Source organism: Collibacillus ludicampi, assembly GCF_023705585.1.
Taxonomy (GTDB): Bacteria; Bacillota; Bacilli; order Tumebacillales; family BOQE01; genus Collibacillus; species Collibacillus ludicampi.
In genome coordinates this window covers 2,759,876-2,772,545 of record NZ_BOQE01000001.1, presented here as the reverse complement: position 1 = coordinate 2,772,545, position 12,670 = coordinate 2,759,876, and the positions used below count along the sequence as shown (strand labels likewise).

Sequence of the window (12,670 nt, the reverse complement as noted above, 5' to 3'; positions counted from 1 at the left end):
AATCTCTATACCTGTAACAAGAGACAGCCGCGAGCTGATGGCTGTCCCTTTGTTTAGACTGAAAAGTTTCATTCCAATTCCTGTTTTATCTCAACGATATTTTCCAAACTTCCACTGATTAAAAGACGATCGCCTAAGTGCAACCGGGTATCACCATGAGGGATCATGAAGGAATCCATTCGGTAAATCCGCAGGATGAGAGCATCCCCCAGGAACGACAGCTGATGAAGCGGAACATGATGATATTTATAATTTTTGACAACCACTTCTTGAATGGAACCGTCTGGCTGGGAAAACAACCTGACTGCACTTGGATGCTCCACCATCGCTTTTAACAATGTCCAAACGGAATACATGGTTGAAAATATCGTTATCTTTTCTCCAGTCACGGACTCTTGCAATTCCGGATTCTCAACGCGCACAACAACCTGCTCCGTTCCTTCTTGTAAGGCATGATGACCGATCTCTACATTACGGCGATCATCCTCTGATGCAACAACAATTACATCCGCTTGAAAAACATCATGATCGTGTAAAATTGATGGATCTAAGGACGGAAGTTCAACGAAAGGGATTTTTTTAAATATTTCCCTGCGTTCCTTTATTATTCCTTGATCACATTCGGAAAAGACAGTGACCTGAAATCCCTCCGTTTGTAAACGAAGAGCGACAGGTAATGTAATCGTGTTGGCTCCAATAATGGATATCTTCTTCTTCCTTCCTTCTTTCTTTGGGTAGATTCGATTAAAAAGGATAGGAGAAATAAAACTGGTGATCACCGCGACCAGAATGAGTGCATTTTTTAACTCGTCTTTTATTAAGCCAAGGTCGTGTGCAACGGTGGCGGCTGCAATGACCAGACTGAGCGTTGATGTTAGCAAGACCCCGGCGCCGATCGTTTCTCGCCAGGGATACCACCGACGTAAGATGAGAATCGGAAGCATTTTGGAGATCAATAATACGATTAACAAGACAGGGATTAACATAATCATGGATGGTTGCGCGAAAATTTGCCTGATATCTAGCTTTACGCCAACCATAACGAAAAAAATAGGGATCAGAAATCCATACCCGAAAGAATCCAGTTGATGGAGAAACTCTTTTCTTGGAGATAGCAAAGAGACAATCACACCGGCAAGAAAAGCACCAAGAATATTTTGCGCGCCGAAGGATTCGGATAATACCACAAACAAGAGGATAAGAGCAAAAACAGCTCGTGTGCCTAATTGAATCGTCCCTTTTCTCAGACGGGAGAACAATTGCCTCCTTGAATAATAGCGAAATACATAATACGAAGCGACGACAACAGCAAAAAAGGCTAAAAGCATGATGACTTTGTTGACATCATGTGCAAGAAGCGAAATATAAACAGACAATAAAATCATGGTTACAAAATCAGATAACACGGCGATGATGAGAATGGTCTGTCCTAAGGGAGTTTCCGTAGCCCTCCGTTCTTTGAGGACCGGTACAACGACTCTCAACGAGATCGTTGCTATGATCAACGTCATGAGAAAAGGTTCTTTAATAAAATTTCCCCAAACCATCCCATAAGAGAGCAACAGTGAAGTGACGAGAATTCCTATGAAAACCAATGTTGCAATCACAAATGGATTTGCAACATTTTGATTCTTTCTGCCGGTCTTATTTTTCAAAAGGTCAAAATCGATTTCTACTCCACTGAGAAACATGAGAAAAATAAAACCAAGCAATGATAAAAGCTTTAACCAGGGATCTTCGGTAATCAGATTCAATCCGCTTTTTCCGATGATGATTCCCATAACGATTTCTGCAACCACAACAGGTATCATCCCTAAACGAAAACGATGAAGAAGAATAGGGACTAAAAATGCGATGCCAACGACCAACATTAATGAAGTGATCGATATATGATCCTCCATGATAGACCTCCCATCATTCAAATCCGTATGCTTATGAGTATCTCGAACAAATCGCGGATTGACAACACTAAGAAACCGTCTCTTTTACGAACAGGATATACCAATCTAAGTTTCCTTACTCAAAACGAACTTCTCCTGCAACAAGAATGGCCATTAGCATCTAACGCTAAAGGCCATTTGATATCTTTATTCTTTAATTTCGTATATGGTTTTTTATCGGATCATTCCTCGCCGCAATCTCTTTTTATGTTCTGACTTCATTGTCAACATGGGAATCATTAAGATCATGGAAAAGGAAAGTGCGCAAAATCCAATATAATAATTTCCTGTAGCAAAAGCCCCTCCGGATAACATAGCGATTATCAACAGAAGCATGACAACAAGAACATCCATATCGAAAACCTCCACTTTCTTGGCTTGTCCTTTTGTTTCCTATATGTATGTCCGAATTCTTCAAATAAGACCTACCTTGAAAATGAGTGCTTGGGTGGGTGTATCGCTTTGCGCTTGGGTTCGATGAAGGTCGTCTTTGGGGTATATGTTTTGCGCTCATGCTCCGTGAAGGTCGTCTCGCATGGAATATTATTCAAATGTTGCGAGACGACCTTCAAAGTCGCTATTACGCGCAAAGCATATACCCCCTTTACGAGAGCAATAGGAAGCGGAACGACCTTCAACTCACCTCTGCGCTGCAAAGCGATACAACCCACCCAAAAGATACTCCGTTGCATTAGGCAGCTTAAATCTCTATTCCCGCACAAGAAACTTTTCATCCTCTGATAGCGCCGCTTGCGGCATTGGGGACTATCTAAAAAGTGTAGTTTGGAGGGAGTATGCTTTCCGTTCGTGCCTCGTGGAGATCATATGGCACCGCCGCATACGGCATGAATGGCTACTATCAAGGAATAAATATGTCAAAAACCCCTTTATGTTCAAAAGAAAAACGCCTTCCACTCAGAATCCACTGAGTGAAAGGCGCTCATTGATAAGATCTGGTGCGGCTAATAGGAATCGAACCTATGGCCCCCACCGTGTCAAGGTGGTGCTCTCCCTCTGAGCTATAGCCGCATACGATTGGTGCGGGTAGCCAGACTTGAACTGGCACGGGAATAATTCCCGACAGATTTTAAGTCTGTTGCGTCTGCCGATTCCGCCATACCCGCAGTTTACTTGGAGGCGCCACCCGGATTCGAACCGGGGAATAAAGGTTTTGCAGACCTCTGCCTTACCACTTGGCTATGGCGCCAATCAATCAAAATGGTGGCTCGGGACGGAATCGAACCGCCGACACGAGGATTTTCAGTCCTCTGCTCTACCGACTGAGCTACCGAGCCAGTCGATGGTGGAATCGAAGGGACTCGAACCCTCAACCCCTGCGCTGCCAGCGCAGTGCTCTACCAATTGAGCTACGACCCCGACTGACAACATCCATTATACATTCATATATAGAATGTTTCAAGAGGTAATATGGTGCAATTAAACATTTTTCCGAAATCCATGCATCGTCAGTTGTGATTCTGTACGATACGCATGTAAAAGTGGGGCCTGGTTCACCAAGCCCCTTTTTTTGATTCGTGCGGGTTCGCATTCGCAATCCCACGTCATCACGCCAACATCGTCGCATGAAAAGGCGTGACATGACTTCGCCCTTCGCGCAGTTCTACCAGATAGGATACGTCCCCCATCGAAGCGAGTTCCGCGTTATGTGTGACTAAGATGATTTGCCGTCCGAATGCCGCCGACAGTTCTTTAAGAAACTGGGCTACATTCCGACTGTACTCCGCAGATACATGCTTGCCCGGTTCATCGAGAATGATCGGCCCTTCCATCCGTGTGGCCTGAAGCAGCGCAGCGCGTAAAGCGAGTGAGATCACATCGACGACTCCTCCTCCTCTGGCATCTTGAGGACGCGTCTGCACAGGAATCTCTCCGCCGTATAACGAGACAACATAAAATTCGCCTTCCGCGCGACCGCGCACTTCTTCAATCTCGACTCGGAATTCCATGTTTTCATCGCCAAATATATATTGAAGCGCTTGCGTGACCATCCCTTCAATCTGCTTGCGCGCCTGTTCACGGGCAAAATGGGACGATTGTTGCAGTAAAATTTTCACCTGCACCAAGATCTCCATTTCCTTCTGCAACTGGGTCAATTTCGCTTCCGTTTGCTCAATTTTCCGCAAGATCGCGTCCCGCTCTCCAAGTCGGCGATGATAAGCGGCACGCAGTTCGCGGACTGCGACTGTAATGTCCATCATCATTCCCCTCTCTTGATCAAATCCCAGGGAATCAACGCATGGATCTCCTCCGTAAGTGTTGCGATTTCATTCTCCAACTTGCTGATTTCCGCATCGAGCTGTTCCGGGTCAACATCTTCCGCTTGTATCTGCGTGAGAATATCTTCCTTCTGCTTGAGCAGATTTTCTTTTTTCGTCTCGGCTCGCAAACGCAAGTCACGTGCTTTTGTGAGCCCTTCTTTAAGTTCCGCGAGTTTCTCTTCCATCTTCCACTCCCCCTGTAAACTCCTCTAAAATCCGTTCGGTTGTATGTTCATCGATCGGTGAGAAGCAAACCGGGCATGTACCGGAGCGCTTCAATAAAATCTGGTAAGCGTTTAATTGTTTCTCCATTTCACGTGCATGTTCCTTAAGAAATTGATCGGCCCTGAATAGACGTTCTTCAATCTCTGCTTTCTGGTTTCGCAAGGAAGCGAGCCTTTGGAGACGATCGATGAACTTAGTTAAATGAGCAAGTTTCTCCTCGGCGCGATCGATTTCCGCCAAGCGTGTCAAATAGCGTTCAACCACTTGCGTGTCTCGCTCAATCAGACGCAGTTTTTCATAAGAAGTCCGAAGCGTCTTTTGTTTCATGCCAAGGCGGATCAAACGTTCATAGAGATGGATCCCCTTTTCCACATCTTTTGTTCGTTCCAAGACACGTTCAACAAGAGCCAGGGATCGATTCACTTCCTTCCACTTCCCTGACATTTGTTGAAGCAGTCGATGTTTATTTAATACTTGTTGTAAACTCGTTACTTTCTGAGAAGCGCGTTCGAGTTCTCTTGTCTCCTGTTCGATTTTTGCACAATATGCGAGTTCACGTCGAATACTTTGCAGTTTCTCACGTAAGAACCGCAGCCGTTTTACCCTCTCGTTCACTTGCACCGCGCATTCCCATAGTCCAACAATATCCGTTAACTTTTCCGTTTGTTGCAACACCCGTTCGGCGATTTCCAACTGCCTATGATTTTCCTGCATGGCATCACGCAACTGCTTTAGCTTGGCTAGCCTCGTGGAAAGCTGCTGCACACGATTCTGTTTTTCTTCAACGAGAAACAGTATATTTTCCAGGTAGGCGAGGTCTTGAAACTGTTCGAGTTCTTCTTGCAAAGCATGCAATTGTTCGCGGTATGTTTTCTCATCCTGTTGCAAACGCGCAAGATCACGGGAAGTATCACGATGTGCCGCGTCAATAATATGCACGCCGTTCAATCGACCGATCGCCTTGGCCTTGACCGCTCCTGATTCTGAAAGGAGAAAAGGGCCATCGAGTTGCATGCCGAGATGCAACATCTTCTCTTCCCCTTCATCCAGCATGATTTTCTCCACGCCGTGAGCAGTGATCACCTCTTGCGGAACACTGTTCCCAAATCCCTCATAGATCTGTTCATCCCCATCCGGACTTGTGACAATATATCGGTTCTTGGACGGGGTTCTCTCACGCGTTACGATAAAGCCGTCATTCATGTAAATCGTCACTCGCACATGATTGGCGCCGACGCGTATAAAATCGGCGCCGCGGGGTTCGTTGTACAATACCCATCGAAGCGCACGGATGACAGATGACTTTCCTTGGTCGGATGCACCGATAATCACATTCAATCCGTTATCAAACTCCAGTTCACTATATTCATGTGACTGGAAATTTTCAATGATGATCTTCTTGATTGTCTTCATCGATTCGCACTCCCTGCCGCCAGTCTCTCTTCCGCGGCGGCGATCCGCCTCATCGCTTCCTCGCGCACATCGGCGGGCAACCCGTCTCGATCAGCAATTTCATTGAGAATCGCTCCGATATCGACCGCCTTATAATCCCCCGCCGCTTTGATTCCTTGCACAAACTGTGCAAGTCGCTGCTCCATGAATGCCGCCTCTTCTTTCTTCGAACAATCGATGACCTCTTCGCCATTCGGTGCACTCTCAAGCGGAATCGCACGGTACGTCAGGGAACCGTCAGTCACGTCGATAAGCAGCGCTTGAGGTATGCGTTGAACGTCTACGGGGTGATTGGACAGACGCACAAAGCCTCCTGGGTTATAAAACACCTTGCCGTTCGTTTCAACCGGGGGAAACCCGAGGTGATTGTGGCCGCATAATGTCATGTCGGCGGCCGTTTCTACGATCTGGTCGACGACCGTATGGGCCACCCCGTCCATGAATTTGCGATCGAGAAGCATGCCATGAACCAAGTGGATCGCCACATCCGCCTCTTTCTCTTGAATGCAATAGTCCAATCGGGGATCGCGGCGATCCAGCTCATAATGATAATGTTGTCCGCTCAGTTGTACGCGCACGCCTCCTTTTTCCAAAAAGACGCGCTCACCAGGATGGATCAGCCGCACGATACCGAGGCGGTTGATAAAGCCGAGCATCGTGCGTGACAAGGTATCCGGGTTATGACCAAATAGGTCGTGATTTCCCGCGATTCCATAGATGGGTTTTCCCCATTCTTTCATTAGGGCAACGAAATCTCCGCAAATTGCTAATGAGGGATTGGGAATATCAAAAAAATCCCCTCCATGCAATATGGCATCCACTTCGTGCATCTGTGCCAGATGGCCCACTTCCCTGAATTTCGCTTTCAATGTTTCGATGAAATCATCGGTTCGATTTGCCGGTGATGTTGCGCGGATATGGGTATCTGTGATATAGAGTAATTTCATCGCTCGCTCACCCCCAATCGATCTTAAAACTTAGTGCTTGAGTGGGTGTATCGCTTTGCGCTTGGGTTCGATGTAGGTCGTCCCGCCTGGATTCTTATTAGAGGTTGCGGAACGACCTTCAACTCACCTCTGCGCCGCAAAGCGATACACCCACCACAAGCCACTCCCCTGCTTGTAGTCGATCTAAACTTCTCTTCCCGCACAAGAAACTTAACATCTAATGATATCGATACTCACGGTATGGAGTAACGTATAAAGCCAGTGCTTACCGCCGCCTGTACCTCAAACCGAACGGCGTCCTTTCTGCGAGAAGACGACCGTCTTCGGCAAAGGATTGCAGTGCATGTGCCAGTTCGTCGTGGGAAATCGTGCGGCGCATTTTCCGTGAAATCTCCGGTAAATAGGCAGTGAGATTGAAAGCGTCAATCGGCAACAAATCTGTGAGTGCCTCCCAAAGTTTCGCATCCAGTTCTGCAAATGATTCGTCCAGTTCTTCAAACGGATTGCTAGCATGTGGAGAGGTCGTTTTCGATACACGGATGCGTATAGCTACCGTCCTTCCCGTAATTGCTGACGAGAGAAAAGCGGTTCCCGAAGGGAGGTAAGGCAAGCGGCTCGCTTCCTCCGACGTGAGGTCGGTCTCCTCGCGAATCACCTGTATGTCGGTAGCACGCACGGTACGAAACACAATTTTGGTACTTAATTGTGCTGTGATCGTGTCATCGAGCAAAGCCGGTCTCTGGGTGGCCAGTACCAGAAAAACCCCGTATTTCCTGCCTTCCTGGGCAATTTCTTTGAGGATCGCTTTGGTGGGTGATTCAAGTGCACCCGTCGGCGCGAAATTATGGGCTTCATCCGTAATGATGACAAATGGCGGAAATTTTTCTTCAATCGGCTTCCCTTTTTGAATCGAATCACGATACGCTCTTCTCTTCTGGTAAAGCTTCCGTACCAGATAAGATGCGAACACTTGCAAGAACCAGATGGATCCCCGGATCACGACCAACTGCCTGCGCATGAGCGCTTCTTCGATCGCATGAGTTCCGAGGGGGACAAAGACGCCTTCCATATCCAAACGATGTAACCGGCGGGTGATCGCCCGTAACGTATGGGCCGATCCCCCGATTTTATCTTTATACGTCCTCAGGAGCTTCGCCATCTCTTTGACTCTCTCACGTTCCGCGCCATCGAGAAGTTCCTCTTCTCTCGCTTGCTTTTTCACGGATTCCTCGTCATCGAGGGCTTCGGCCATATTGGCAATCCGGCTGGCAAATGAATGATAACTGTCCCCTTTTTTATGTAAGGTTTTAATCGCATTTTCCATCGCATCCGTAAGTGATCCTGAAGAAGAACGCAAAAGGGAAACGATATCGTCACTCGTCAATTCGGAGAATTCGATTCCCACATCAGTTCCCGCAGCCAGAATGACAAAGCGCCGCTTGTAATCCTCTTTGTAGAAATCGGGCAATCCAGGAAAAGGATCATTAAACTGCAATTCATAATGCGGATCGAAAACAACGGCAGGCACTTTCTTCCCCATCAGTTCTTCAAGCAGTACCCGCAGCCCAAATGATTTTCCTGAACCCGAACCGCCGAAAATACCGATATGCGGGTAGTTATCCATGGATCGATAGTCAAAAACGAATGGAACTCCGTTTTGCGGGATGATTCCCTCCTCCTTGTTATAGAGGAGAGCGACGTCTAGCAGATCTTCCGGCATCCCTTTTGCCACATCTCCCGTACCCATGATCACACCGAGCGTTAATCCCTCGGCAGGCCGTTTTTTCACCAACAGCTTCTCTACTTCAGAAAAAATGGGTACGCGCACATGCGAACCCACCGTTATCGGTTTGTTAATTTCTTCTAACAAACGCAATTTGGCCACATAGATCGTTTCATTCTTGAGATCAAAGCCTAGAGAGCGCATGCTGTTGAGCACATCCGGATCAACAAGGCCCGATTGTTCATTGGCAAGGGGAATGTATCGGTTAAAGCTGCTGGTCTGAACGACTTCCGCTTGCAAATCACCGTGATCCGTATCTTCGATAATTAAGATTTCGTTGATATGAAACTTGCGGTTGCGCGATGCTGCCCAGGCTTCCATCTGTGTAGTCGTTCCAACGATTTGCATGCATGTATCACCATCTTTGTATTTCTATTGATTTTGACGACCAAGTATCTTCCCCGTCAGTAGTCCCTTCGCTCCCTCTGAGGACGCAAAAAACGTTCATATATGTCTTTGTCGAGAGTCGATTGCACCAACATTTCCCATTCTTTCTTCGTAATCCTTGCCTCGACATCCACGAGATCGAGCCATAAAGGAATGCCCCTTCCCTGTTTCGGGGTGAGGGTATAAAGCAAACACAAGAGATCTTGTACATGATCTACCTGGTCATAGAGGAAATTGCAAGCGATCGCTTGCGGTTGGTCAGATAAGCGTGCGAATGCAACATAAGCGTCATGTTTGATCTCAATCTCCTCATGCGGCAAAAGCGCCTCACCCGTTTCGAATAAACCGAACAAAATCTCTCGGTCATGACCGGTTATGAGCCGATCTTGCACGGGTTGGGAAAGAAACTTCTTGAGTTTCATCGTACCAACCTCTTCAACGACCCCCACCACGAGTGCCTCACAGTCTTGTGCCCTTTTACAGAATACATGCCACTTGTCGAATAACTCTTCATCTTTCTGATAACGGCTGAATTGGCCATCAAGAAGGATCAGAAACGGTCGAAACCTTTCCAACGCTATCGTTGCCGCTTCGATCTCGAGCAGAGCCATCTGTCTGTCTTTATAACGGGAAAAAGCCGCTTCTTCCGTCAGCCCCTCTTCGTTTTCCTCCATAAAAGATCGAAGTGCATCGCGGTCTTCACGATCCAGTGGACTATACAACGACGATCGCACAACTTTGTCCGTCCGGTCGAAAGCAACTGTCGATTTGGCAACCGCTTGAAAGGCGGTAACGGTAAATGGGTAATTTCCCCCGAGTGTATAGACCGACCCATCGACACCCACGAGAGGCCTTCCTCCCGAGAGAGTGTTTATTTCTTGTTCATCCAGTTTGCGAAGCGGGATCAAGTGTCCGACCGTATTCTCAAGCTCTGCGCGCAACTCCCTCCTGCTAGGCCAAGAGTACTTTTCTTTTCGTAAAGACTCATTCCATGATCGCAAATACTGTTGCAACGAGAGATCGACCGTCATAATGTGTCCATTCACCTTTTTTCTATTATGGTAACACAGCATGATAGGAGTTCCTATAGTCTATTACTAGCAGTAAATAGAAGCAAAGTAACAGAAGGGAATATGCGAAAGATGTCGAAACCGTCTTAGCAATGCCTTGTATCACTTCAAACAGAACGAGTTCAACAAACGTAACGAGCGAATTTTCGTGGAAGCATTTTGATGGCCGGAAAGTATCAAAACGTTCGATAAATAGTGTTACAATTGTAGAAGCACTGTCAAAGATAAAACCAAATGAAAAGTGGGGCTAAGAAAAATGGAACGTATCAAACCTCGAGTCAGAATCCTTCGCTATACAGATCCGGACCGCTTATCGCTTGCGAAGAACGGGGCGATTTTTTTGGGAAAAGCGGATGAGGACAACATAAAACGCCCCTTGAACATGCTGCGTATGGGGCATACTTCTATCTTTCGCGGAGAACATGTAAAATTTGAATTCTGGACTTCGAAAGTGGTCTATGATCACCTCGTTACATATACAACACTCGAGATGAGGGCATGTGGCGGACTGCGCGCTAATGAAGCGAAACATTTCATTCCGCCCATCGAAGCACCCGAACTTTATGAAATTGGACAGCAACACCTTGAAACGTATCAGAAACTCGTGCACGGGATCGATCCGGAGACGAACGACCCGATCGAAAGGAAACGACTGCAAGCTGCCCGTGCCGTTGCACCCATGAGCGTCGAGTTACATTACATTTTGCAATTCAACTTTCTTACTTTAATGGAAGCGGTCTTTCCGCAACGTATTTGGGAACCAGGTGCACAACCCGATACATTTGAAGTTGTCAATATGATGTGGGAACAAGTACGCGAATATGACCCGGAATTATGGGATCTGGCCAAAGAACTCTACGGTCCGGAAGCGATCGCCTGGAAAAAAGTAAGGCTTCGCCTGAAAAAAGATAATCCGGAACTTTTCGCCCGATTGATGCAAGAATACGGACAATTAAAATCCATGTGGAAGTAGGTAGGTCATATGAAGGTTTCGCAAAGACTAAGCCATTTCTCCTCAGCTGTTTTCTTCGAGTTGAACTCTGTTCGCCAGAAATTGCAAGCACAAGGGATTGAAATCATTGACCTTGGCATCGGCTCACCCGATCTGCCGCCTCCCGATCATGTGCGGGAAGCGCTGATCCAAGCGGCGGGCAACCCGGCCGCATACGGGTATCCCACATCCGAGGGAACGTTTGCTTTTCGTCAGGCGGTCGCGGATTGGTACGATCGCCGCTTTGGTGTCTCGCTGGATCCGCAGACAGAAGTGCACGCCTTGATGGGTTCACAGGATGGACTGGCTCATCTTGCTCTGGCTTTGATCGATCCAGGTGACTATGTCCTTGTTCCCGATCCTGGATATCCGATCTATGCGGTAAGCATTCATCTGGCAGGCGGAAAACTGTATCCGATGCCGTTGCGGGCCGAGAACGGATTTCTCCCCGATTTCGATGCCATTCCTCGTGACGTGGCCGCCAAGGCGAAGCTGATGATCTTGAACTATCCGAATAACCCGGTGACCGCCACGGCGGATGCCGCTTTCTATGAACTCGCAGTCGCATTTGCCAAACGTCACGAGATCCTAATCGCCCATGACGCCGCCTACTCGGAGCTCTCATTTGACGGATACAGCCCCATCAGCTTTCTTGAAGTACCGGGAGCGAAAGAGATCGGTGTCGAATTCCATTCTACTTCCAAAAGTTTTAATCTGGCCGGTTGCCGGATTGGCTTCGTTGTTGGAAGAGCTGATATCATTGAAGCGCTTCATGTGGTAAAATCCAACATTGATTATGGCGTATTCCTGCCGATTCAAGAGGCGGCGATCACAGCGTTGAAAGATGATCGCGGCCATACGCAACGAATGGCATCCATCTACCAAAAGCGGCGTGACATACTGTTAGACGGTTTGCAAGAAGCAGGATGGACGATTCCTAAACCTCAAGCCACCATGTTCGTCTGGGCGCCGATTCCAAATGGTATTCCTTCCCGTACATTTGCAAAAGAACTTCTCCTGCGCACAGGTGTTGTCGTCGTACCCGGCGTAGGGTTCGGCGCGGAAGGAGAAGGATATGTGCGCATGGCACTCGTACAGAACGAAGAGAAACTCAAGGAAGTGGCACAGCGTTTAAAAGAAAGCAATCTATTCGGATGATGTTGCCCAAAAAAGCACGAGCCACTTATCTCGCAAGTGGCACCATCAGAGAATGAACAGTTTCTTGTGCAGAAAGAGAAGTTTAAGTCTTCCTTAAATAACGGAGTGGCTTTTGGGTGGATTGTATTGCTTTGCAGCGCAGAGGTGAGTTGAAGGTCGTTCCGCTTCCTTTAAACCATTAATAGGACATATGCTTGGCGTGAAACAGCGACTTTGGAGGTCGTCTCGTTTCCTTTTTGTCTGGTAAGGGGTAAATGCTTTGCGCGTAATAGCGACTTTGAAGGTCGTCTCGCAACATATGATTAAGATTCCATGCGAGACGACCTTCACGGAGCATGAGCGCAAAGCATTTACCCACGGAGACGACCTCCACGGAGCATGAGCGCGAAGCATATGCCCGCTAGACCTTCATCGAACCCAAGCGCAAAGCGATACATC

General features: G+C 47.5%; 10 protein-coding genes and 5 tRNA genes. 2 read left to right on the top strand and 13 right to left on the bottom strand.

Translation table 11 applies throughout. The annotated features are described in order from the left end of the window. Positions 1–68 precede the first annotated feature (68 nt). From DNHGIG_RS14075 to DNHGIG_RS14015, 13 genes are all read right to left on the bottom strand, one after another. The gene (locus DNHGIG_RS14075) at positions 69–1,901 is read right to left on the bottom strand and encodes a monovalent cation:proton antiporter family protein (RefSeq protein ID WP_282200186.1); all 1,833 of its coding nucleotides are present in this window, start codon (positions 1,899–1,901) and stop codon (positions 69–71) included. Between the two features lie 213 nt (positions 1,902–2,114). After that, positions 2,115–2,294 (bottom strand): hypothetical protein, encoded by a 180-nt coding sequence (locus tag DNHGIG_RS14070; RefSeq protein ID WP_282200185.1) that lies wholly within the window; start codon positions 2,292–2,294, stop codon positions 2,115–2,117. Between the two features lie 600 nt (positions 2,295–2,894). Continuing rightward, positions 2,895–2,969 (bottom strand) — tRNA-Val (locus DNHGIG_RS14065). A 7-nt stretch (positions 2,970–2,976) separates the two neighbouring features. Continuing rightward, positions 2,977–3,064: transfer RNA gene (locus tag DNHGIG_RS14060), tRNA-Leu, on the bottom strand. A gap of 8 nt (positions 3,065–3,072) precedes the next feature. Continuing rightward, positions 3,073–3,147 (bottom strand) — tRNA-Cys (locus DNHGIG_RS14055). Positions 3,148–3,159: 12 nt separating this feature from the next. Further along, positions 3,160–3,235, bottom strand: a tRNA-Phe gene (locus DNHGIG_RS14050). A 6-nt stretch (positions 3,236–3,241) separates the two neighbouring features. Beyond that, positions 3,242–3,317, bottom strand: a tRNA-Ala gene (locus tag DNHGIG_RS14045). A 188-nt stretch (positions 3,318–3,505) separates the two neighbouring features. Further along, positions 3,506–4,156, bottom strand: a complete 651-nt coding sequence (locus tag DNHGIG_RS14040) for a DNA repair protein RecN (RefSeq protein ID WP_282200184.1) — start codon at positions 4,154–4,156, stop codon at positions 3,506–3,508. Between the two features lie 2 nt (positions 4,157–4,158). Further along, positions 4,159–4,404 (bottom strand): hypothetical protein, encoded by a 246-nt coding sequence (locus DNHGIG_RS14035; protein ID WP_282200183.1) that lies wholly within the window; start codon positions 4,402–4,404, stop codon positions 4,159–4,161. Further along, entirely contained in the window at positions 4,379–5,857 is a 1,479-nt protein-coding gene (locus DNHGIG_RS14030) for an AAA family ATPase (RefSeq protein ID WP_282200182.1), read from the bottom strand. The genes DNHGIG_RS14035 and DNHGIG_RS14030 overlap by 26 nt, the downstream gene beginning before the upstream one ends. Beyond that, positions 5,854–6,843, bottom strand: a complete 990-nt coding sequence (locus DNHGIG_RS14025; protein ID WP_282200181.1) for a metallophosphoesterase family protein — start codon at positions 6,841–6,843, stop codon at positions 5,854–5,856. The genes DNHGIG_RS14030 and DNHGIG_RS14025 overlap by 4 nt, the downstream gene beginning before the upstream one ends. A 265-nt stretch (positions 6,844–7,108) precedes the next feature. After that, positions 7,109–8,974 carry an ATP-binding protein gene (locus DNHGIG_RS14020; protein WP_282200180.1) on the bottom strand — a complete coding sequence of 622 codons (1,866 nt, stop codon included), beginning with the start codon at positions 8,972–8,974 and terminating at the stop codon, positions 7,109–7,111. A gap of 56 nt (positions 8,975–9,030) precedes the next feature. After that, the gene (locus DNHGIG_RS14015; protein ID WP_282200179.1) at positions 9,031–10,044 is read right to left on the bottom strand and encodes a DNA double-strand break repair nuclease NurA; all 1,014 of its coding nucleotides are present in this window, start codon (positions 10,042–10,044) and stop codon (positions 9,031–9,033) included. Between the two features lie 295 nt (positions 10,045–10,339). On the opposite strand from DNHGIG_RS14015, the gene DNHGIG_RS14010 reads away from it, so the two are divergent. After that, positions 10,340–11,056, top strand: a complete 717-nt coding sequence (locus DNHGIG_RS14010; protein ID WP_282200178.1) for an FAD-dependent thymidylate synthase — start codon at positions 10,340–10,342, stop codon at positions 11,054–11,056. Positions 11,057–11,065: 9 nt separating this feature from the next. Then, a complete protein-coding gene (locus DNHGIG_RS14005) occupies positions 11,066–12,232 on the top strand; it encodes an LL-diaminopimelate aminotransferase (RefSeq protein WP_282200177.1) in 1,167 nt (388 codons plus the stop codon). Positions 12,233–12,670: the final 438 nt, after the last annotated feature.

Excerpts from the sequence above, each read along its gene's own strand:
- DNHGIG_RS14075 (WP_282200186.1), bottom strand. The coding sequence starts at position 1,901 with ATGGAGGATCATATATCGATCACTTCATTAATGTTGGTCGTTGGCATC.
- DNHGIG_RS14070 (WP_282200185.1), bottom strand. The coding sequence starts at position 2,294 with ATGGATGTTCTTGTTGTCATGCTTCTGTTGATAATCGCTATGTTATCC.
- DNHGIG_RS14040 (WP_282200184.1), bottom strand. The coding sequence starts at position 4,156 with ATGGACATTACAGTCGCAGTCCGCGAACTGCGTGCCGCTTATCATCGC.
- DNHGIG_RS14035 (WP_282200183.1), bottom strand. The coding sequence starts at position 4,404 with ATGGAAGAGAAACTCGCGGAACTTAAAGAAGGGCTCACAAAAGCACGT.
- DNHGIG_RS14030 (WP_282200182.1), bottom strand. The coding sequence starts at position 5,857 with ATGAAGACAATCAAGAAGATCATCATTGAAAATTTCCAGTCACATGAA.
- DNHGIG_RS14025 (WP_282200181.1), bottom strand. The coding sequence starts at position 6,843 with ATGAAATTACTCTATATCACAGATACCCATATCCGCGCAACATCACCG.
- DNHGIG_RS14020 (WP_282200180.1), bottom strand. The coding sequence starts at position 8,974 with ATGCAAATCGTTGGAACGACTACACAGATGGAAGCCTGGGCAGCATCG.
- DNHGIG_RS14015 (WP_282200179.1), bottom strand. The coding sequence starts at position 10,044 with ATGACGGTCGATCTCTCGTTGCAACAGTATTTGCGATCATGGAATGAG.
- DNHGIG_RS14010 (WP_282200178.1), top strand. The coding sequence starts at position 10,340 with ATGGAACGTATCAAACCTCGAGTCAGAATCCTTCGCTATACAGATCCG.
- DNHGIG_RS14005 (WP_282200177.1), top strand. The coding sequence starts at position 11,066 with ATGAAGGTTTCGCAAAGACTAAGCCATTTCTCCTCAGCTGTTTTCTTC.